Raw genomic sequence first — 20,788 nt, forward strand, 5'->3', positions numbered from 1 at the left:
TCACAATAACTTGTACAACAATTATCTACTTTAACGAAATAACTTGTTTGATCAACTGGGAAAAGTGGGTTTAGTAGAATGTTTTGTAAGAACTCTTCAAGGAGGCTGATCTGTACAACAAGGAACTTTTCAAAAGTTGGCAGTTATGGAAGAATTGTTTGCCCAGTTGATAGCTTGGCAGATAATTTATTATTAGGTGAAAGATTACGTCGGCGCAAATTACGAGTTTTAGCTAATTTCCAGATTGAATAATAGTTATCACTATCAACAATATCTGTCTTGAATTTATACTTTTTTTCTATTGTTTTGCCCCAAGTCTCTGAAGGATTAAGTAAAAATACATCAGTAAATCCATCAGGAATTTTAGGAATTTTTTGATTGTTCACCAACAGAAATCGCACTTTTGGTTCTAAAAGATAGCTTAAAGAAAAGACATCACCATAATTATTGCCGAAAGCATCACTAATCAAAAGTGGACGATTACTCTGATTAATGATTTGGGCAACTTGTGGATTGCCAGAATTCATACCCTTATTCCACCAAGTTTCTGCCTGAGAACTCACCTTAGAAGAAATCAAACCACAAATAATCACTAATGCCATGATTATGTGCCAAAAGCTACGGCGTGACACGCTTCCATTATATAGTTGCGTAGTTAGTAAATAAGCAACAGCTACTTGGATTCCTAAATAAGATGGGATTAAATATGCTTCGGTAGACGATTGTATACTCCCAGTAATTAAATCTGGCAGTATTAGGGGTAATGCTGGTACTACAATTAACGTGATGATAAAAGACCATACTTTATAGTTAGTTGCTCGGCAAAGAAAATAAATTGAATATACTACCAAAATTGAAAAGCTTAGTGCAATTAAATAGCCTAGAGGATTTTCTACTTTAAGGTTTATATCAAAAAAAATTCGGCTTAACTGCATTAACAAAAATGGAAATATAGGTGTTAAATATGACTGTGTTGTTGTTTTATCTGCTGAAATTAAAAATTGAAAAAAGTCACCAATTACAATTGTTATCCAAGGCATGAAAGCTAAAAAACCTACCAGTGATGCTAGCAGATATGTTCTCACGGTTTCAGTAAACTGAAGTTTGGCATTTATCATCACATAAATTCCATGAGCAACTGCTACAAATGCACTCCAAAGAAATGTATAAAGACTAATGGCTAAAGTTACTGTATAAATGCTCCATATAGCGAACAAATCTGGTTTTTGTCGTTCTTGTGCTAGCTCATCTTCTAGCCGTATGGCTCGTAGCAGAGACGCACTGGATAGTAAAATGGTGACTAACCAAAGAATATATTCTTGTGCTTCTTGGGCGTATACTAGGTGAATTGGAGAGATAGCCATGAGTGCGATCGCAACACCAGGAACCGATAATGGCACATTAAATAATTCTCGACATAGCCAATAAACACAAGGGAAAACCAGCAAACTAATGCAGGCAGATAAACTTCTAATCGCCGTCACCGAATTCCCAAAGACTTCCATCCACAATCTGGCTATTATGTAATATAACGGTGGATGCTGAGAATCTTGTTTTGCCAAAGACATAATTGTGTCATTTAAGCTTTTTTCTGGATTTGCACCTTGAAAATGGGCAAAACTTTCTTTGCCAATGACACGATTATTAAAAAGTTGCTGTTTAGCTTCATTAATTGTATAACCAGAAATTCGCAATAAGGTATAAGTTTCATCATGCCAGAAAACTTTACCATCAAGATTAGAAAAGCGAAACAATATACCCATCGCCAATAAGAAAATAATTAAAAATCGCAACCAACTCGGAGCAAATTTGAGATGGCGCATAAGTAGTTTTTCCAAGAAGTTGTCTAAAATAATCCAGTCAGGCGCACTGGATGAGTGCCGCAGCTACGCCTGTCGTAGACATCGCTAGTAATTATATCTGAACCTGTTCATCAGACATCGCCAACCGTACTTTGAGTGAGAGTCATCTGATTTGAAATATTGAAAATAAATATCTCTCTTCTATTAACTCTGAAAACAATTGCACAAGGTTGTATCAAATACGGCAAAACTGACCTTGGTTTTACAGCCGAGATGAAGATGTGGAGTAAAATATCATAAATATTCCTATTCTTCCAGTCCGCGTCGGCGGACTTAGTTTTTATAGCTGCAACTTTCAGTAGTTACTGACTTTTGACGGGATTCGTAATTTCTCTATTATTTTTCAATGGAGTCCGAAAATGGCTAGCAGCGTAGACGCTTTTTAGCGGCTTGCCGCAGGCATCGCGTTGCCAAAAAATGGATAAAGTCGAGCTTAGAACAAAAGAGAATTTTTACAATACTTGGTAACACCATCTAGCAAAGTCTTTGCTATTAGATATAGTTAAAAAATCAATGGTCTTAAACTGTCGATCAATAGCTGGAACACTGCATATTTTAGCTCCAATATTCAAGTATGCCTGCAAAATTTTCGGAATCTCAACATTAGATGAATCTGGACAATTTTGAGTCAGTTCTAGACAAGATTGTGAATTTGGATAAACCAAAATACTTGGATGCATCAAGTTATTCTGCCGAAAATAATCATAAGCCCAAGTAGCTTGCCCAGAAGATTGTGTTAGTAATGATGCACAGCCAAATAAATATTGGTTTTTACTCCAGATAAGATAATTTGCCAGCCCTTCCCAGAGTAGTAAAAGTGTCTGACTATTGCGATATTCTTTAGCTATACATGCACGGCCAACTTCAACCGATGCCTGAAGTACAGAATTGGGAATTCCATTAAGATTAAATATATCGGCAGCATCAAAGCCTAGTCTTTGAGAAGCCATCGTATAGGTTTGCATTCGATAAGTTCCAATCGTTTTACCCGTATGTTTGGAGATTAGGATTAAATGATGGCAAACCGCATCAAACTTATCTATATCCATCTGGGTAAAGTTAGAAGCAGAAAATCCCAAACCTAGTTCAAGATTAAAAACTTCAAAGCGCAACCGAAAAATTGATTCTAATTCTTCTTCAGTTGAAGCCAGCCGTAGGGTATATTTTTCAGTTTGAAGGACGGGAAAATCTTCAAGAGGGGGAGGAGGATTCAGTGGGTAATTGATGCGTCCAGAAACTTCCATCTATCTTCCTACTTAGATTTGCGAAAATATTCTACTAGGATTTAGGCACTATACAAATAGTTCACATTATGCATTAATGTGTCGAAGTGTAATTGAGACGGTTTTCGATAAAAGATCCTTTAGAGCAATACGCTTGGGTTCAGGATTTTTGGTACTGATTTTTGATCTGTAAAGACGCGTTAGCGCAGCGGGACGTTAGGATAGCGGGGCGTTCGCGATAGCGTCTCCAAGAGTTGCCCAGTCCAATTTCGCGTTTCTACCAAGGATTTTAGGTTTAACTGAAGGTATTGTGGTCTAGAGAGCTTTTTTACTTTCTTCGATTAGGATTAGAGTGCTTTTATTATGGACATTAATTCCCAAAAAATCTGGCAATAAGATACAAAATTTTCTTTTGATATACGCTATGCATGTAAGTCATACCATTTTACACAAACCTTGATATATATTGTGGTAGCAATTACCCTCAGTGAGGAAGTTATGTCAATTGCTCGACCGAGAGAACTTGCTATGGTGTTCAATAGTTGAAGTATCGCAACAAGCCTGATCAAAAAGATTTTTAGAATTTCCAGCTTCAAAACCAGTTCTGAATTTGCTAACTGCACATCAGAGGGCTATTCCCGCTTGCTAGAGTGTGAGTAGTTCACGTAAAATATAATGCCATTGTTGCGGCAGTTCTCATGACCTCATCTGCGTCGTTTGACACATTAGAGTCTTTACAGGCGGATATCGCTGAATTGATCGTTCGTTTACCGACATTAAAAAATCGGCAATTTATTCTGCAAGCACTTACTACTATTGTTCGTCTAGCTGATACCGAAATTGAGCGTCTCGATTGGAAAATATTATCGGCTGCATTAGCAGATATGGAGCGCGGTTTCCAGCTTTTTTATGATTACCGACACGTTCGCAAAGTTACCATCTTTGGTTCTGCTCGTCTAGCGCCAGATAGACCAGAATACCAAATGGCTCTTGAGTTTGCTCGCGCTATTTCTCAATTAGGATTTATGGTGATGACTGGTGGTGGTGGTGGAATCATGCAGGCTGGTCATGAAGGTGCTGGGCGAGAAAATTCCTTTGGATTAAACATTCAGTTACCCTTTGAACAGCAAGCAAACCCTTTTATACAGGGCGATCCCAAGCTAATTAACTTCAAATATTTCTTTACCCGCAAGCTGTTTCTCCTCAAAGAAAGTGATGCTGTAGCCTTGTTTCCAGGAGGTTTTGGTACTCAAGATGAAGCTTTTGAATGTATGACATTAAGCCAAACTGGTAAATTTGGGCCAGTACCTTTAGTTTTAATCGATCGCCCTGGTGGTGATTACTGGCGCTCTTGGAGCGAATATATTGATAAGCAATTAGTGCAAAATGGTCTTGTCAATCCTGAAGACCCCAGTCTTTACACGGTGACAGATAACCTGGATGTGGCTTGTGATGCTATCACCCGTTTTTACCAGGTTTATCATTCCAGCCGCTACGTAGGCAATAAATTAGTCATCCGCCTGAAGACAGATATATCAGACGCTCTTTTAGAACAACTTAATGCTGATTTTAGTGACATTATTATTCAAGGAAAGATTGAAAAAAGTCAGGCATTACCTCAAGAAGCACAAGATGAAACTGTTGGACTACCTCGCCTCATTTTGTACTTCAATCAACGCGACTTGGGGCGCTTGTATCAGATGATTGCCACAATTAACCGGATGGGTACTCCTTCACCAGAGGATGTAGCGCATCCAGAAAGAAAGTAGGTAAGCAAAAACACATCTAAATTTGCATATTAAAATTTTCTCAATATCTTGTGGGGTGGGCCGAAAAGCCATTGGTGTCAACTTAAGCTAAAACCCTTTTCAAATCTCGTTTCCAGTCTCCGACTGGAAATGCTCTTCAATTGCGGCTCTGCCGCAAGTCTTGAGGCGGAGCCTCTTTTGACAGGCATTGCCAATCGGAGACTGGGAACGAGACAATCTAAAAGCTGGTTCTAGGCAGGTTTTCATACTAAGTTGACACTAATGATTCATGAATTGCCCCTACAGGAAATCAAGGCTTTCACTGCCTTTTTGCGTAAGTCCTAAAGCAAAAAAAGGGGGAGAATTTTGAATTACTTTCCCTTTCCTTGTTTCAAGCTTATGGAATTGCGTCACCGATCGCGCAGCGTAAAGCCTTCTTTTCTCTTTCAGAGACGCTACGCGTAGCTTGCTTCTCCGTAGGAGTACGCTTAGAGCGAGTCTTCTCCTGACGAAGACGCTAGCTTCTCCGTAACGGGTACAAGCATCACAGCCCGTCGTCGACATCGCCAGTTGCTGAATCAGGCTAACGGCGTAGTATCTGCACAGATCAAAAATATTTTTTATTTTCATGTGTCTGTCTTCATGAGCAATAGGCATTTTGGCATTGTCCAAGCAAGCCACAAAAACAATATGATTCACCCTACTTACAGATGAGAAAAACAGCAGTTATTATGACTCAATACTGATTATTCTAAAAAAGCTTGTATATTAGCACAGTAAACAACGCTTGAGATCCTAACAGAGGAATAAAAAATGCTGGAATTATTGGGTTCAGGTTTGGTGTCGCTTTGGCTGGAAATGGCTGGGGTACAAATCAAACCTCTAGATGCCTTAGATGCACTAACTTGGCAAAGTAGCCCTGGCTTTGTTCTTGCCCCCGATCCAAATCCAACTGGGGCGACTACGGTGCAGGAATATTTGAAAAAGCTGATCACATCAAAAGTGGTAGCGCAAAATCTGGCTGAGAGTCAGGGGATTTGGATGCAGTCGGGACCAATGCTGATGGCAAATCACCAAGGTACGACACCTCTTCCGGCTGCTTCTTTAACTAAAATAGCCACTTCACTAGTTGCTTTGAAAACTTGGGGGCCAGATTACCAATTTGATACTTTGGTGAGTGTCACTGGGCCAGTGGTAAATGGAGTTGTGCAGGGCGATTTGGTGATTACAGGCCGTGGCGATCCTTTGTTTGTTTGGGAAGAAGCGATCGCTCTTGGTAATACTCTCAATCAAATGGGCATCAAGCAAGTAAAGGGGAATTTGATTATTACTGGCAGTTTTGCGATGAATTTCCAACGTCAGCCAATGCTAGCCGGTCTAATGCTCAAGCAAACACTAAATCGTGCGACTTGGGGACGCCCCGCTATTTATACACACTCAATCATGCCCAAGGGAACGCCCAAGCCTCAAGTTGTAATTGCGGGTGCGGTGAAAGTTGAGGCGCAACCAAACCCTCAACAAACTTTGTTACTGCGTCATCGCTCATTGCCCTTGAAGCAACTGCTCAAGGAAATGAACGTTTATAGTAACAACGATATGGCAGAGATGCTGGCAGACTCAGTGGGGGGAGCAACTGTAGTTCAATCAACTGCTGCTAACCTGGCGAGGGTACCACAAGTAGAAATTCAGTTAATCAATGGTTCTGGATTGGGGCCGGAAAATCGCATTTCCCCCAGGGCTGTTTGTGCCATGTTTATGGCTATTCAAGCTGAGGCATCTGCCCATCAACTGAATCTGGCTGACTTGTTCCCCATGTCTGGATTCGATCATCGGGGGACACTACACACTAGGCACATTCCCCTGGCGACTGTGATCAAAACTGGTACTCTCCGAGATGTGAGCGCTTTAGCGGGAGTGATGCCCACACGCGATCGCGGTTTGGTTTGGTTTGCTATTATCAACCGTGGGACAAATGTCTGGGGTTTGCGGACTGGACAAGACCAACTTTTGCAAAGTGTTGTTAAACAATTACAACTACCTCCAACCGTTCCTATTGCCCTGACTCCCCACTCAGCCATCAACTCTTTACCTCAGCTAGGCGCAGCTAGTCGGAATGAAATCTTATACAAAAGTTAGTTGATCCATAGTCTAGAGTTAGAACAGAGAGCAGACTAATCTTATTAGCAATCTAAAAGTTTTATTGATGGGTAAAAACCGAACTTGTAAAGGGTAAATGTCCATAATAGCTTTTGGGTGAAATTTTCTATTAAGTTGATTACAGGTAGTTCGCAAAATGCCCTAACCCCAGTAGTGGAAAGAGCAGGCGAAACCTGAAATAAAAATAACTGTAAATAGATTTGTCACGACTGAGCAACAATTAGGCTTATAAATTAGGTTGTGATTATGCGATTTCCCAAAATATCTCGGTCTTTACGTCAACTCACTACTCATGTTTTAGCGATCGCGCTAGGAGTTGTGCTAGCGGTTAGCACATTGCAGGTGTTACCCTCCCAAGCCGAACCAGCACCCACAATAACTGCTGGAGATACTTCAAATCTAATTGCTCAACGGCAATCACCAGCTAGTGCTGCGATCGGTAGCACTAGCTTTGTCACAGCAGCAGTGAATCGTGTTGGTTCAGCAGTTGTCCGTATTGATACTGAGCGAACAATTACTCGTCGCGTCGATCCATTTATGGAAGATCCCTTTTTCCGTCGGTTTTTTGGTGACGGTTTCTCCCAACAGATGCCTTCTGAGCAGTTACGTGGTTTAGGCTCAGGTTTCATTATTGACAAGAGCGGGTTAGTTTTGACTAATGCTCATGTGGTCGATAAGGCTGATAAAGTAACAGTCCGACTCAAAGATGGCCGCACTTTTGAAGGAAAAGTTCAGGGTATTGATGAAGTCACAGATTTGGCAGTAGTCAAGATTAACGCTGGTAACGATTTACCAGTCGCGCCCTTGGGTTCTTCCACCAATGTCCAAGTAGGAGACTGGGCGATCGCAGTCGGTAATCCTTTGGGATTCGATAATACTGTTACCTTGGGAATTATCAGTACCCTCAAACGTTCCAGCGCCCAAGTCGGCATTAGTGACAAACGCTTAGACTTCATTCAGACAGATGCCGCCATTAACCCTGGTAACTCTGGCGGGCCACTATTGAATGGTCAAGGTGAAGTAATTGGTATTAACACAGCCATTCGCCCTGATGCAATGGGTATTGGGTTTGCCATTCCTATTGATAAAGCCAAAGCGATCGCCGAGCAACTGCAACGTGATGGCAAAGTTGCTCACCCCTATCTAGGTGTGCAAATGCTAACTTTGACACCCGATCTTGCCAAGCTAAATAACACCGATCCCAACTCTCCTATTCAGATACCAGAAATTAATGGTGTTTTTGTCATGCGAGTTGTCCCCAATTCTCCAGCGGCATCTGCGGGTATCCGACGCGGGGATGTAATTCTGCAAGTTGATGGTAAAGCAATTACCAGTGCTGAACAATTGCAGAATGTTGTGGAAGATAGTCGCCTTGGTCAAGTATTACAGGTGAAGGTGCAACGAGGTAATAAGACAGAGCAGCTTTCAGTACGTACAGCCGAGTTGCAAAATGCTTCGTAGGGGCAATATAGCCTATTTTAATTGTGTGGAATAGTAAGGGCACAGCAATGCTGTGCCCAAAGCGCGTGTAGTCTATAAAGGTTTTTAACCCACGGAGGTGGGTAAAGTCTCGTGTAGCCGCGACTTCCAGTAGCCAAGGCGAGTAACAATTTAGACTTTTCAAACATCCTCTTTGAATAGAAACTGCGATCGCACATCGCAGTTTCCGGTGCTACTGGTTTCCTCTTTTGATAAGTTGGAATTGATGGGTTGCGATGCCTACGGCGGGCTACACCTAAGCATTGGGGGAGCTAACGGAGTTAGAATACTTTCGGTCACTTATTACACGTAATAGCCCATACGTGTAACTAATAACTATATATATTAATGTGACGTTGGGCATTGAGTCTCTCTACTAAACAAGGTAGCCTGATTAAAAGGAGATGCTCAAAAAATGAGTACGCTCAGTTGCTAGGCACACAGAGTTAGTTGTAGTCAGCTGCGTGCGGTCACAACCAATGCCACGCAACGCTATAGCTCTGTTGCAGCTAACTGTGCTTGAGAAAAGCTTTGTATTTTGGAGCCTAATGTGCAAAACCGAACCACGATACGATGCAGATCAGCCAAATTTCCGCAACGACTTCAATTAACCAGAACCCAGCGATTAGAATTCCCCATTGCATACCACGGCGCGCTGCCAAGACCGCATCCGGGATAGCTCATGAGTTGCTGAGGTTATATCTGGGTAGATGATTTACTCTGCATCACGATAGTTCCAGTGGGATAACGGCTAGTTTCAGAGGATTCCAACGTCACGAATAATCCAGAGATACCTGTGTCATAAAAGTCGGCAGGCATCCAGAATTTATCTAACACCTTTCCCTGGGGATTAATTTTCACAGTGCCACAGGGAATTTTTTCGCCATCAGCGATCGCCCAAAGTCGATAGACCTTACCTGTGGGTGGAGCCACCAGATTTTGCACGGCTAGAATTCCTTGCCGTTGTCCTAGATTCACAACAAAGCTACCCGCAGCAGTATCCGATACCTTCACAGCCTTGAGAGAGAAAAGTTGCGTCTGGGACTGTTGCAGTAGGGTATTGATGTCTTGAGCCATGCCCAAATCCTGTCGCAAGCGATAGTTATCTACTCCTAAATACAGAATCAGGAGTGCCGCGACACTACCCATGACGATGGGCCAGAGGAGCCGAGACGGTTTGTGCTGGGAGGGTTGGAAAGTAGTGGTAGCGGCAGCCAGGATAGCTCCTTGGAGATTATGAGGCGGTTCCACGCTGTTTAAGCTGTAAACAACCTGGTCTAAGGTTGCCTGAAGCCGCTTCACTTCTGCTACTAATGCTGGATTTTCTGCCAGCAGTTGCTCGAAAACTTCTGCTTCGGCGCGATCGAGGTCGCCCACGACATAGCCTGCTGCCAAGGTTTCGATTGCTTGAGGAGTAAGGGGTTCAGTCATAACCTTAGTCAATGGAGTGTTGTAAAATTTGCTTCAGTTTCAGAAGTCCCTGGCGAGTCCAGCTTTTCACGCTTCCCAGGGGTTTATGCAGTTGTTGGGCAATTTCTGATTGGCTCAGTCCGGCATCATACGCCAGTTCAATCACCTGTCGTTGCTGATCGTTAAGCTGGGTCAATGCCTGCCGTACTTGCTGCGATCGCTCATTTAAAACAGCTTGCTCAACCGGAGTAGGCGCGGGGGGTGCAGTAGTGACGTTCTGCCCCCAACGTTGCACCAAATTAAGGGTGCGACTGCGCGATCGCAATTTGTCGATCGCCCGCGATCGAGTCATGGCAATCAGGTAGCGCATCAAATGACCGTGTTTAGCAGAGTCAACCGGACGCTGCCATAGCGACAGAAAAATTTCTTGGGTCAGGTCTTCGGCTTCTGGCTGGCTTTGCAAAACTTTCAGCGCCACTCCATACACCACACTGCCATAGCGATCGTAAAGACACCCTAACGCTGCTGGCTGCTTTGCCTCTAGATCGTCCAAGAGTACGGCATCGCTCTTCGATGACGGTTCTGATGAATGGCGATCGGGAGAACTTAAATCCATAGATTCAGGTGAACAGACCGGGGCTAATTTTTCTGCAAAAATGCCCAATGCATCTTGCAACGTGAGTGCCAATCCTAATTTCACAACTTTTTTTAAGCATAGAGCAAACTTACTTTCATCTCTAAAACGATTGGTGAAGCTAATTGGATGAGTCTAGCGTCGAAATTTTTTAGAAGTCGGTTATTTCGTTGTGATTAACTCGCACCCCAAACCGAACGAACCGCGAACAGCAGTCTAGCAAAGCATTTGAAAAGTTTAAATCCAAAATTGCTTCTCAGTCGTCTTAAAGGTAGAGACAAGTAAGTAACCCAGTTAGCATTCTTTCCAGGCATCAGTTGCAACTAAATTCCTGAAATCAGGCTAATTGCTTACCTACCCACTCCTACAGCTTTTAACACTGGCCATTGCACTGCAATGTCCCGACGAAATTTATATCGTCAATTTGCAACGCCCTTCTTTGGCAGTTTGGATTCGACCAAATTGTCTGAAAGTTTGTGCTGCATCTCAGCATTGAAGGTCAGTAAAACCGCTGTAGCCAAACAACTAATCTCAGAGGTAATTCTATGCGACGCTCTATTTCTGCGCTGTTAACAACACTGCTGCTGTTTGCCGCCATTTTGCCTGCTGGGGCGCAGACCCAAACCGCACCAACCAGCTTCAATCCCTACGTGGCAAAGCAACCTTCTAAAAACCAGCTTAATTCGTTTAATCTGGCTTCTCTAGCGTATCAAGGTTACTTAAAAGACCAAGGCATTCCCAGCAATGGTGCATTGATGTCAGCGATCGCTTCTGGAACAATCACGGCTCAAGACATTATTCAAGCTGCTGTTAAAGCGAATCGACTACCTGAGCAAACACTAAGCGATCGAGGCTATCGCCATAACCTTGAAGATCAACTGCAAGGATTTACACAAGACTAAAAATTAAGATGATGAAAAACACATTTCGCAAGTACCATCGGCTAATTGCCACACTCTTTTGTTTGCCATTACTCTTTACTGCTCTGACTGGTATTAGCATTGCCATCGCCGACAGATGGTTGCATCAAGAAGAGCTGGCTGGATTTTTAATCACTGTTCACACCTTGCAAATCTTCAAACTCGATGCCATTGTGCCAGTTTTAAATGGGCTAGGTCTAATTGGCTTAGTGGCTACCGGAGTGAGCATGACTGGACTGTTTGCTAAACGCCGTCAACCAAAGCGGATGGAAGAACGCCCATGAAATACATTTCTTATTTTTTCATAGCGATCGCCAGCGCCTTTGTGGTCATCCTGTTGTCGTTGTCATCCTGTAGTCCGAACCCTAAGACAACGACTAGCCAACCAATGGTGATGAAAGAGCAACCCCAAACTAGCCACCAAGCTGCCGATGCTACAGTCAAAATCCGTAATTTCAAATTTGAGCCAGCGAATTTGGCGATCGCTGTTGGTAAAACTGTTCAATTTATCAATGTCGATGAAGAACCCCACACGGCTACGGCTACGGATGGTACTTTCAACTCTAAAGCACTGGATACCAATCAAACCTGGAACTACACCGCCACTAAACCGGGTACTTATCCCTATATTTGCTCAGTTCATCCCTTTATGAAAGGGACGTTGACAGTAACAAATAAGAAAAACTAACCAGAGGAATACCAATGGAACGCAGAAAATTTCTTGAACACGTAGGCTGGACAGGACTCGGCATTGTATGGGCTGTTGGTGGAAATGGCTTATTAACTGCCTGTCAGGTGGGAGAACCAAATGCTCAAAAATCATCCACGGCTTCACCGTTTTCCTTCGTTCAAATTAGCGATACGCACATCGGTTTCAAAAAACCTGCAAATGAACACGTGACCGATACACTTCAGAAAACGATCAATGCGATCAATGCCTTACCCACTCCACCCGCCTTTGTCATTCACACCGGAGATATCTCCCATTTGTCTAAACCAGAAGAATTTGATCGGGCCAAACAACTACTTTCTCAATTGAAAGTCCCACTGTTTACCCTACCAGGGGAACACGATACGATTGGCGATCGCGGCAAAGCCTACGAGGAAGCCTTTAACCGCAAGGATGTCAAAGAAGGCTTACAGGTTTGGGATCAGGCGGGAATCCACTTTGTCTCCTTGACCAATGTGCTGGATTTTGGGGCAACTGGTACGGGCAAACTAGGTCAGGCGCAATTGGATTTGCTCTCCAAAGATTTGGCAGCGCAGAAAAAGGATACACCTCTAGTTGTTTTCAGCCATATTCCCCTATATGACCTTTATCCCAAATGGGGATGGGCAACTGCCGATTCGGCAAAGTTGCTCTCACTGCTATCTCGTTTTGCATCGGTCACAGTGTTAACGGGGCATATCCATCAAGTGATTGAGCACAGCGAAGGCAATATTCGCTTCCACACCGCTGCGGCGACTGCCTATCCCCTTCCCGCTCCAGGTCACGGTGATCAACCTGCTCCAGTCAAGCTAAGCGAAAATAATCTCTTGGCAGTGCTCGGATTCCGTACAGTTGAGGTAATTTCCCTTAAAGATACTAGAGTTGACCAACATGCTCTCTTGTAGAAATATAGTTCAACTACTGTCTGGTGCGATCGCATCAAGGGTGCTTTTGGATATAACCGAAGAACTCAAGGAAGCGAGTGCAAGAACTTTCTAGGAGCAAGCTTTGACATCACCGTGCCAATTTGGGAAAACTGTACGTTAAGGAATCTCTTGAGCCACTTCGTCGCAGAGTTGTTGCGCCGTTGAGGCTCTGGAAATACTCTCTAAAACTAGTTTTCAGTCTAAAAGTAAGAAACGTAGTTATCAACGTTTCTTAAAACTAACTTCAAGTCACGCCTCTATCTGATGAAATATCACATAATAAAAACTGGCGGAAACTATTGCTGTACAAAGATTACAGCATCATCGTGCCAATTTTCCCAAATTGGCACGATGATGCCTATAAGGCTATACTGTTTCACCAACTTTTACTCTCTACCTAAAGAGAATATTTTCCCAGGATTACACGAATGAGCCAATACGTGTAATTAGTGGCTATATATATTGATGTGGCGTTGAGCCGACAATCGTGTAATTTGGGTTTAGATGATACAGAGTAGAGCATATATTCTGAAAAAAAAGCCTGCCTGATCTCAGAAAAACAGGTAAAACGGCTCTTTTATAAAGGCTGCCAATCACTTGTAGTAAAGGTTTAGGGCTACCAGTGCTGCGAAACTTCCTTCCCCAGTCAGGGCTATGACCCTAAACATAACTTAGGCGATCGCTATAACGACTCTAAATCACTTACCAACAGCTAATACTAGACCTTCATGGGCTAGTATGGCTTGAGGAAAAGCAGATTTAATATCGACTTGAACCTGGTCAAGAAAATCATCATGGTCATCTGGGTGATGATGAGAAATAGCTAGCCGTTGAACGCCAGCACTCAGAGCTGCATTCACCGCAGCTTGCCAGAGTAAATCAGCAGAATCATGGTTGTGAGATGTAGGCGGAGTATAAGTGGCATTGGCAATCAGCAAGTCAACGCCTTGAATGAACTGTAAAATCCGCTCTCGCTCCACTTGATCGGCATTCTGGTGCAAATCTGTGATGTAAGCAACACTATACTCTTGCCAAGTAACTCGGTAGCCAACTGACCGCTGAGTTTGATTAATTAATGCAGTTGTAATGGTGACATCATCTAACTTCACGTCACTTTCTGGAGTCAGATTGTAAAACTGCAATTCCGACTGCATTACCTGTAAAGGGTAAGGAAAGTGTGGCTGGAGCATCTGATCGTACAGACATTGTTTGATTGAGGCTCCATTTGAGGCAGCTGTGCCGTAAATATGGAAGCAATTTTCCCCAATAAATGCGGGAGCAAAAAAGGGAAACCCTTGAATTCGGTTCGATTGGCAGTTGGTAAAAAATAAATGGGCTTCTAGTGGCTGTTGCAGTTCTTGCCAAGTTTTACCCAGTATGCGTAAGCCAGTACCGCCATCAAAAATCAAGCGTTTTCCAGCTACATGTATTTCTACACAAGCGGTATTACCACCATAACGACTAGTATTGCTACTGGGAGTGGGAATCAAACCTCTTACACCCCAGAATTGCACGATAAATTCACCTGCTGGGCTACTTGGCAGGGTAGATGACTTTTCTCTTATGTAGCTCTGGGAATCCGACAACTCAAAATTTGACATTTTCCTTGAAATTTAGACCTTACTGAGCAGGTCATCGTAGCGCCGCACTTCCAACAGCCTGTTTTTTTCGTCCACAATGACTACCGTAGGAGAGTAACTTTTTAACTCTTCTGGAGTGAACTGCCCGTAAGTCATTATAATCAAGCGATCGCCAATAATGCCTAGACGTGCCGCACCTCCATTTAGCTCAATTATTCCTGAATGAGCTGGAGCGGGGATCGCATAAGTAATAAAGCGCTGACCGTTGGCACTATTAACTACTTGCACCTGCTCATAAGGTAAGATACCAGCTTTTTCCAAAAGGATTTCATCAATGCTGATACTACCTACGTAGTTGATATTCGCCCCTGTAAGGGTGCAGTTATGAATTTTTGCCAAAAGGAGAGTACGCTGCATTCTGGTTTGGGTTTGGTGGCAGTTTTTGCGATCCGTAACAAGCGAAAGTTATCAAAGTGAAGAGTTAGGAATAAAAATTCATAACTCTTAACTCCTAACTCCTAACTCCTAACTCTTAACTCCTCTATTATCCTCTATAAGCTTTGACGGATTTTTCTACTAAAGCTGCAACCTTGTCTACATCTTGCCAACCGAGAATTTCAGTCACCTTTTTTTCCAAATTTTTATAACTACGGAAAAATTCAGCAATTTCATCTAAGCGGTGTGGTGCTAAGTCTTTCAGGGATTTTACTTGAGTGTAGCGCGGATCTTTGTCAGGAACACAAAGGATTTTTTCATCGCGATCGCCACCGTCAATCATCTCCAAAAAGCCAATTGGTCGCGCAGCAATAACACAACCTGGAAAGGTCGGCTCGTCAATTATGACCATACCATCTAGGGGATCGCCATCATCAGCCAAAGTATTGGGTACAAAGCCGTAGTCATAAGGATATTGTACCGAGGAATAAAGTACTCGGTCTAGAGCAAAAGCTTCTAGTTCCTTGTCGTATTCATATTTATTTTTACTTCCGCCAGTAATTTCAATCAGAACGTTGATTAGACCCGGTTTCGGTTGGGCAGGAATACGAGATAAGTCCACAAAAAACTCCTCTGATAACGGTAAATTATGGGGACACTCAGTCAGCTTCGCTCCCCGTGTAGAATTTTAGGGCAATATGGATCTCTTCCCAAGGTATTTGTTCTATGGCATAGGGGACTGCGAAGAAACTTTCAGCTGTAACCTATAACCTCTAACCTATTCCCTTGAATTAGCCAAAAAATAGAAAAAGCGTTACGAGCAAACTTCGTAACGCTTTTTCCAAGAGGGTATTATGGATATCCTCTGCCCTTAATTGCTGTTAGAGGAATTTTTATCCTAACTTTGTTAAGACAACTGAAATCTGGAGTCACACAATCCAGACTTAGCTTATGCTTGACGAACTACACCGATATCTACAGAGATTGCCTCAAAATCAGCGTTCTGCTTTTTTGTAGATATCCTCATGAGGAAATGCGACTGGGAAGCTCGATCAATCTTGATTTCCTTGTATGTTTTGGATCAGAGGTTGCTGGTTATTTTGAACATTAGTTGAAGAATAGTGGGCGATGACAAATACGGGTAGGGTAAGAGTCAACAGAGCGATCGCAGTTCCCACAATGTCTGCCAAACGTTGGGAATATGTATCGGCATTGGCAGACTGGCTATTTGAATTCATACAAAATTGAAGTTCTTCGTAACACTGTGTAGGTTTACTCTCTGAGTGAGAGTATTAATGCTATTTTAGCTATTTTTAAACTGTAAAATGTGTAGCATTCTACAATTTAAACCAGTTCTACAACTGTCATAGTAGCCTTTTTATACATGGGCTTCTTAATACAAAGTTACAACTAAACAAATCATCTTTTATTTTGTAATTAATATTTTCAGATGTTTCCCTGTATGGTGTAACGGGTTGCATACGCAAAGCCAACTTTGACAGCATCATAAGTTACATTTTTTCGCTGATTAAAGATTAATTAGCAAAACATATTTGTCCGATACTTCATGATTATAACATCTTAAAACGCCTTTGATAAGGTCATTTTACTGGAATTGCCAATTTGTGATACAGGACACAAAACCGCAATTGCACTGAATATCTCTCAGTGCTTTTGATTGTTATATGGTAGTTATACACAAAAATATTTGACACCAGAGAAGAAATAGGTAGGAATGATTTTTGTAACTAATGATAACTACCGAATAAATACAGATACATCAACTGTATAAGGCAGAATGGATTCAGTGATATCACTAAACAAATATTCAAGAATTTTAATTTTGCAATCTGTGTAATATCACAGCAATTTTGTCAATCTATATAAAGGTAGAGTAAAAAAGTTTTAGAAGCTGGCGTAGACATTTAGTGGGTTATTACCAAACTTTCCTCATATCTGAACAAAAAACCTAATCCCAATTTCCAGATCTAAATCCGTATAACTTTTGGATAAATTAAAATCTAAGACGAAAAATTGTATAACAAATTAATCAGCTAAAAAAACCGCCACTAAATATAATAGGGCGGTTTGGTTAAGCAATCGGAGGGTAATTACAGATTACTCTGCTAATAAATGAAATTGCTGTAACGACGTTTGCACTAAATTGGGCATTGGGCATTGGGCATTGGAGATTAATTATTCTCCCCTGCCTCCCCTGCTCCCCTGCTTCTTCATCTCCCTACTCCCTTCCATAAACACTGATTGGTTCCTTGATAAATCGGGTGTAAAGATGCTTAAACGTAGACTTAATTACGCGGGGCATACCAAAATCAATAGGCATTAACTTGTCTGGTAGCCGCCAATCTTCTATTTTTAATAAGTCAGGATTAAAATGCGGAAACTCTATGGCAGCAAGTTCTGGACAAACTCCTAGCCTTTGAGAAGCTGCAACTGTGGGCACTTGTTCAGGAGAAACATTGAGGATTTCTACCATTGCCCGATCTAAGGCAAATATATCTGATGCGGCTGCTAAAATGCCCAGTTGGCGAGGTTCCCCGTTGCTGGGGCCATTACCTTCATGACCGATGATACCATCTAATATGGTTAAGTCAGGGTTAATCGCTCTGGCAGTTTCTACTAACATTTCACCAAATCTATTTGCGTCTTTTCCCGCTTCCATGTGCCACCAAGCTTTCATTTTGCCGGGGACACAACCAAACAGGTTTTTTACGCCCAGTGTTAATGTCAACTGGGCATGTGATTTCACTTTGGGTAAGTTAATCACTACGTCTGCTTCCATTGCTTCTTTAGACAGTCGCAGATGGTTAAAATTGTCACTGACGGTTTGGTAATGCTGACCGTGAAAATCGATGATAGGAAGATTGAGTTCTTCTAAAATAGGCAGATAGCCATTTGCTACTGCTACGCCCTTGGCACTACCAAAAGCAGGACTATCGCCCAAAAATGGCTTACCGCCAACCTCAATTACCATTTGGGCAACTTCATAAACTAGTTCGGCACGGGTGATACACTCTTTACCAGGACGCGATCCTGTAAGTAGATTCGGTTTGAGTAAAACGCGATCGCCTTTTTTTACAAACGCTGCTATTCCTCCAAAAGGTTGCAGGAGAATCACTAAAGATTCCCGTAAAGCCTCTCGTTCGTAGGATGTAGCCCGAATGAGACTAACAGCTGGTTTTTGAGTCTGCATGGATAGATGGGGGATAGAGGGAGATGAGGGAAATGAGGGAAATGAGGGAGATGAGGGAGACAAGGGGAGAATAACCAATGCCCAATGCCCAATGCCCAATGCCCAATTCCCCATAACCTATTATTCTGTTTTGAGCGGTAAGATACCACTCATTTGTTCTAGATTTAACACTGTGGCTAAATCTGTTTCATTCATCAATCCGCGTTCTAAAACAATTTGCCGCAGGGATTTACCAGTTTCTAAAGATTCTTTAGCGACAGCTGCGGCATTTAAATAACCGATGTGGGTATTTAGTGCGGTTACTAAAGCTAAACTGCCTTCGGCATAGGCTAAACAACGTTCCTGATTAGCAGTAATTCCCCCAATGCAGCGTTCGGTGAGTGCGGCGATGGTATTGCCGAGAATTTCGATACTGTGAATTAGGTTATAGGCAATTAGCGGCATCATCACATTTAGTTCTAATTGTCCGGCTTGTGCGGCTAAAGCGATCGCACTATCGTAACCCATCACCTGAAAACACACCATTGATGTCATCTCTGCCATGACTGGGTTATATTTCCCTGGCATAATTGAGGAACCGGGTTGCACTGGAGGCAGTTGAATTTCTTTCAAGCCTGTTTTTGGCCCTGAATCCATCAACCGTAAATCGTGAGATATTTTGACTAAATCTTGGGCTAAGTTCCGTAAAGCACCAGAAACATTCACAAATGGCGCCATACTTTGCATGGCTGCCATGAGATGGGGTGCAGGTTCTAAAGGAGTATCAATCAATTCTGAGAGAACTTCTACCACACGGGCGCGATAAAGAGGATGAGTATTTAACCCGGTTCCGGCTGCACTACCTCCCAAACCCAGCACCATCAAATCTCCAGAAGCGGTATAAATCCGGTTTTGATGTTCTGTAAGAATTTGCGCCCAAGCCCGAAAATTTTCACCCAAACGCACAGGTACTGCGTCTTGTAAGTGGGTTCTGCCAGATTTGACGATATCTTGAAATTCTACAGCTTTGTTTTCTAAGGATGCGATCGCACCATCTATTGCTGGGTGTAATGTCTTAGATAATGCCAATAAACCACCAATGCGAATTGCTGTAGGAATCACATCATTGGTAGACTGCCCATAATTAACATGGTCATTAGGACTAACACGTTTGTAATTGCCCTTTTCTTCACCAAGAATTTCTAAGGCGCGATTTGCGAGAACTTCGTTGAGATTCATGTGGTGGGATGTTCCAGCACCCGCCTGATAAACATCCACAACAAATTGCTCGCGGAACTTCCCAGCTAAGATTTCATCAGTTGCTTGCACAATCGCCTGACTAATATCTTGGGGAATGCAATTTAGTTCTCCATTCACTATTGCTGTAGCTTTTTTAATTATCAATCCAGCATCTACGTAAGTACCTAAAGGCTTGATGCCGCTAATAGGGAAATTTTCGATTGCCCGTAGTGTTTGAATGCCGTAATAAACGCTACTAGCAATTTGGCGATCGCCCATCGAATCGCGTTCGATGCGGAATTGGGAGTCTGGGTGTTCAGTCATAGTATTGTTTTAGGAGAGCTACAGAAAACAGATTTTCCCACGCTTAGGGAGAAAGTGGGGAGACAAAGAGAAGTTGTAGTAAGTTTGTCCCCTCCGCCCTCTTCCTGATAACAGGGCAACTAAATGTATTTATGGGGATTATTAAATTAATTTTGAATTTTGAATTTTGAATTCGGAGCGAAGCGACGTGACTCTACCCAACTGGATTACCTTCTCTCGCCTTCTGGGTGTACCATTTCTGCTTTATGGCTTGTACAATCCCACACCACAAGCTAGATGGATATGTTTGGCGATTTTTATCATTGCGGCATTAACTGATTGGCTAGATGGCTATTTGGCGCGAAAACTCAACCAAATTAGTGACTTAGGTAAATTTCTTGATCCTTTAGTGGATAAGTTTCTGGTACTTGCGCCGTTGATGGTTTTTATTGAACTAGGAAAAGTGCCAACTTGGGGAGTGTTTTTGATTTTAGCGCGGGAATTAGCGATCGCTGGTTGGCGAGTGAATCAAACGACGATTACCGGGGCGAATATTTGGGGTAAACTCAAAACTGTCGGTCAAATAGTTGCGATCGCACTTCTGATTGCACCCCTACCTGAAGTCTGGCAAACCCCATCTCTGATCGCTTTTTGGGTTTCTGTCGCCCTGACTTTAATCTCTGGGGGTATTTATCTTTTGCCGCAAAAAGCTAGCACTAATGAAACGACAATATAGTATTGTAACTCAGTGGTCTGATGAAGATAAAAAGTACATTGTCAGCCTACCTGAGTTTGGCCCCTATGCACACACTCATGGAAATACCTACGCGGATGCTCTCAATAATGGTGAGGAAGTGCTGGAACTTTTGATTGAAGATTACCAAGCACAAGGAAAACCACTACCAGAGCCTTTGACTGCAAACGCTTACTTTCGGTTTGTGTAATCCTCACCCTAATCATTAGCAGTCTGTTG

The 20,788-nt window shown here is 42.6% G+C and carries 19 protein-coding genes; 9 read left to right on the forward strand and 10 right to left on the reverse strand.

What is annotated here, in order from left to right:
• Positions 1 to 143: 143 nt before the first annotated feature.
• A complete protein-coding gene (locus tag HWQ40_RS02445) occupies positions 144 to 1,823 on the reverse strand; it encodes a glycosyltransferase family 39 protein (RefSeq protein ID WP_292774769.1) in 1,680 nt (559 codons plus the stop codon).
• A gap of 491 nt (positions 1,824 to 2,314) precedes the next feature.
• Positions 2,315 to 3,106, reverse strand: coding sequence for a GNAT family N-acyltransferase (locus tag HWQ40_RS02450; RefSeq protein ID WP_292774771.1), 792 nt, complete (start codon positions 3,104 to 3,106; stop codon positions 2,315 to 2,317).
• A 677-nt stretch (positions 3,107 to 3,783) separates the two neighbouring features.
• On the opposite strand from HWQ40_RS02450, the gene HWQ40_RS02455 reads away from it, so the two are divergent.
• From HWQ40_RS02455 to HWQ40_RS02465, 3 genes are all read left to right on the forward strand, one after another.
• Positions 3,784 to 4,854: an LOG family protein gene (locus HWQ40_RS02455; protein ID WP_292774772.1), complete on the forward strand. Its 1,071-nt coding sequence runs from the start codon at positions 3,784 to 3,786 to the stop codon at positions 4,852 to 4,854.
• Positions 4,855 to 5,646: 792 nt separating this feature from the next.
• Entirely contained in the window at positions 5,647 to 6,969 is a 1,323-nt protein-coding gene (locus HWQ40_RS02460) for a D-alanyl-D-alanine carboxypeptidase (RefSeq protein ID WP_292774773.1), read from the forward strand.
• Between the two features lie 267 nt (positions 6,970 to 7,236).
• Complete coding sequence (locus HWQ40_RS02465; protein WP_292774774.1) at positions 7,237 to 8,451, forward strand: HhoA/HhoB/HtrA family serine endopeptidase; 1,215 nt, start codon at positions 7,237 to 7,239, stop codon at positions 8,449 to 8,451.
• A 714-nt stretch (positions 8,452 to 9,165) separates the two neighbouring features.
• Here the strand turns inward: HWQ40_RS02465 and HWQ40_RS02470 are convergent.
• A complete protein-coding gene (locus HWQ40_RS02470; protein WP_292774775.1) occupies positions 9,166 to 9,900 on the reverse strand; it encodes an anti-sigma factor in 735 nt (244 codons plus the stop codon).
• Positions 9,901 to 9,904: 4 nt separating this feature from the next.
• Positions 9,905 to 10,579: a sigma-70 family RNA polymerase sigma factor gene (locus tag HWQ40_RS02475; protein ID WP_292774776.1), complete on the reverse strand. Its 675-nt coding sequence runs from the start codon at positions 10,577 to 10,579 to the stop codon at positions 9,905 to 9,907.
• A gap of 479 nt (positions 10,580 to 11,058) precedes the next feature.
• Here HWQ40_RS02475 and HWQ40_RS02480 point away from each other — a divergent pair, with 479 nt between their 5' ends.
• From HWQ40_RS02480 to HWQ40_RS02495, 4 genes are read left to right on the forward strand one after another with little or no spacing between them, the layout of a single operon-like run.
• Positions 11,059 to 11,415, forward strand: coding sequence for a hypothetical protein (locus HWQ40_RS02480; protein ID WP_292774777.1), 357 nt, complete (start codon positions 11,059 to 11,061; stop codon positions 11,413 to 11,415).
• Between the two features lie 8 nt (positions 11,416 to 11,423).
• Positions 11,424 to 11,717 carry a peptidase gene (locus HWQ40_RS02485; RefSeq protein ID WP_366933891.1) on the forward strand — a complete coding sequence of 98 codons (294 nt, stop codon included), beginning with the start codon at positions 11,424 to 11,426 and terminating at the stop codon, positions 11,715 to 11,717.
• Positions 11,714 to 12,121, forward strand: coding sequence for a cupredoxin family copper-binding protein (locus tag HWQ40_RS02490; protein ID WP_292774778.1), 408 nt, complete (start codon positions 11,714 to 11,716; stop codon positions 12,119 to 12,121). The genes HWQ40_RS02485 and HWQ40_RS02490 overlap by 4 nt, the downstream gene beginning before the upstream one ends.
• 14 nt (positions 12,122 to 12,135) lie before the next feature.
• Positions 12,136 to 13,047: a metallophosphoesterase gene (locus HWQ40_RS02495; protein ID WP_292774779.1), complete on the forward strand. Its 912-nt coding sequence runs from the start codon at positions 12,136 to 12,138 to the stop codon at positions 13,045 to 13,047.
• Between the two features lie 719 nt (positions 13,048 to 13,766).
• Here HWQ40_RS02495 and HWQ40_RS02500 read toward each other — a convergent pair.
• The 6 genes from HWQ40_RS02500 to HWQ40_RS02525 all read right to left on the reverse strand — a co-directional run bounded on the left by HWQ40_RS02500 (position 13,767) and on the right by HWQ40_RS02525 (position 19,836).
• Positions 13,767 to 14,669: an MBL fold metallo-hydrolase gene (locus tag HWQ40_RS02500; RefSeq protein ID WP_292774780.1), complete on the reverse strand. Its 903-nt coding sequence runs from the start codon at positions 14,667 to 14,669 to the stop codon at positions 13,767 to 13,769.
• A gap of 12 nt (positions 14,670 to 14,681) precedes the next feature.
• On the reverse strand, positions 14,682 to 15,065 hold the full coding sequence (gene panD / locus HWQ40_RS02505) for an aspartate 1-decarboxylase (RefSeq protein ID WP_292723737.1): 384 nt from the start codon (positions 15,063 to 15,065) through the stop codon (positions 14,682 to 14,684).
• 127 nt (positions 15,066 to 15,192) lie between these two features.
• The gene (locus tag HWQ40_RS02510; RefSeq protein WP_292774781.1) at positions 15,193 to 15,705 is read right to left on the reverse strand and encodes an inorganic diphosphatase; all 513 of its coding nucleotides are present in this window, start codon (positions 15,703 to 15,705) and stop codon (positions 15,193 to 15,195) included.
• Positions 15,706 to 16,135: 430 nt separating this feature from the next.
• Positions 16,136 to 16,321 (reverse strand): hypothetical protein, encoded by a 186-nt coding sequence (locus HWQ40_RS02515; RefSeq protein WP_094349221.1) that lies wholly within the window; start codon positions 16,319 to 16,321, stop codon positions 16,136 to 16,138.
• A 1,001-nt stretch (positions 16,322 to 17,322) separates the two neighbouring features.
• Positions 17,323 to 18,294 carry a DUF362 domain-containing protein gene (locus HWQ40_RS02520; protein WP_292774929.1) on the reverse strand — a complete coding sequence of 324 codons (972 nt, stop codon included), beginning with the start codon at positions 18,292 to 18,294 and terminating at the stop codon, positions 17,323 to 17,325.
• Between the two features lie 120 nt (positions 18,295 to 18,414).
• Complete coding sequence (locus tag HWQ40_RS02525; RefSeq protein WP_292774782.1) at positions 18,415 to 19,836, reverse strand: aspartate ammonia-lyase; 1,422 nt, start codon at positions 19,834 to 19,836, stop codon at positions 18,415 to 18,417.
• A 187-nt stretch (positions 19,837 to 20,023) separates the two neighbouring features.
• Here HWQ40_RS02525 and pgsA point away from each other — a divergent pair, with 187 nt between their 5' ends.
• Together pgsA and HWQ40_RS02535 are read left to right on the forward strand one after the other, a co-directional pair.
• A complete protein-coding gene (pgsA, locus tag HWQ40_RS02530) occupies positions 20,024 to 20,551 on the forward strand; it encodes a CDP-diacylglycerol--glycerol-3-phosphate 3-phosphatidyltransferase (RefSeq protein ID WP_292774784.1) in 528 nt (175 codons plus the stop codon).
• Complete coding sequence (locus HWQ40_RS02535) at positions 20,535 to 20,759, forward strand: type II toxin-antitoxin system HicB family antitoxin (RefSeq protein WP_292774785.1); 225 nt, start codon at positions 20,535 to 20,537, stop codon at positions 20,757 to 20,759. The genes pgsA and HWQ40_RS02535 overlap by 17 nt, the downstream gene beginning before the upstream one ends.
• The last annotated feature ends 29 nt before the right edge of the window (positions 20,760 to 20,788 follow it).

This window comes from Nostoc sp. NMS9, from assembly GCF_017114995.1.
GTDB lineage: Bacteria > Cyanobacteriota > Cyanobacteriia > Cyanobacteriales > Nostocaceae > Nostoc.

What these genes read in the sequence shown, in the direction of transcription:
- HWQ40_RS02485 (WP_366933891.1), top strand. Translation starts at nt 11,424, where the DNA reads ATGATGAAAAACACATTTCGCAAGTACCATCGGCTAATTGCCACACTC.
- HWQ40_RS02450 (WP_292774771.1), bottom strand. Translation starts at nt 3,106, where the DNA reads ATGGAAGTTTCTGGACGCATCAATTACCCACTGAATCCTCCTCCCCCT.
- HWQ40_RS02465 (WP_292774774.1), top strand. Translation starts at nt 7,237, where the DNA reads ATGCGATTTCCCAAAATATCTCGGTCTTTACGTCAACTCACTACTCAT.
- HWQ40_RS02500 (WP_292774780.1), bottom strand. Translation starts at nt 14,669, where the DNA reads ATGTCAAATTTTGAGTTGTCGGATTCCCAGAGCTACATAAGAGAAAAG.
- HWQ40_RS02480 (WP_292774777.1), top strand. Translation starts at nt 11,059, where the DNA reads ATGCGACGCTCTATTTCTGCGCTGTTAACAACACTGCTGCTGTTTGCC.
- HWQ40_RS02520 (WP_292774929.1), bottom strand. Translation starts at nt 18,294, where the DNA reads ATGCAGACTCAAAAACCAGCTGTTAGTCTCATTCGGGCTACATCCTAC.
- HWQ40_RS02535 (WP_292774785.1), top strand. Translation starts at nt 20,535, where the DNA reads ATGAAACGACAATATAGTATTGTAACTCAGTGGTCTGATGAAGATAAA.
- HWQ40_RS02445 (WP_292774769.1), bottom strand. Translation starts at nt 1,823, where the DNA reads ATGCGCCATCTCAAATTTGCTCCGAGTTGGTTGCGATTTTTAATTATT.
- HWQ40_RS02455 (WP_292774772.1), top strand. Translation starts at nt 3,784, where the DNA reads ATGACCTCATCTGCGTCGTTTGACACATTAGAGTCTTTACAGGCGGAT.
- HWQ40_RS02470 (WP_292774775.1), bottom strand. Translation starts at nt 9,900, where the DNA reads ATGACTGAACCCCTTACTCCTCAAGCAATCGAAACCTTGGCAGCAGGC.
- HWQ40_RS02460 (WP_292774773.1), top strand. Translation starts at nt 5,647, where the DNA reads ATGCTGGAATTATTGGGTTCAGGTTTGGTGTCGCTTTGGCTGGAAATG.
- HWQ40_RS02515 (WP_094349221.1), bottom strand. Translation starts at nt 16,321, where the DNA reads ATGAATTCAAATAGCCAGTCTGCCAATGCCGATACATATTCCCAACGT.
- panD (WP_292723737.1), bottom strand. Translation starts at nt 15,065, where the DNA reads ATGCAGCGTACTCTCCTTTTGGCAAAAATTCATAACTGCACCCTTACA.
- HWQ40_RS02495 (WP_292774779.1), top strand. Translation starts at nt 12,136, where the DNA reads ATGGAACGCAGAAAATTTCTTGAACACGTAGGCTGGACAGGACTCGGC.
- HWQ40_RS02490 (WP_292774778.1), top strand. Translation starts at nt 11,714, where the DNA reads ATGAAATACATTTCTTATTTTTTCATAGCGATCGCCAGCGCCTTTGTG.
- HWQ40_RS02525 (WP_292774782.1), bottom strand. Translation starts at nt 19,836, where the DNA reads ATGACTGAACACCCAGACTCCCAATTCCGCATCGAACGCGATTCGATG.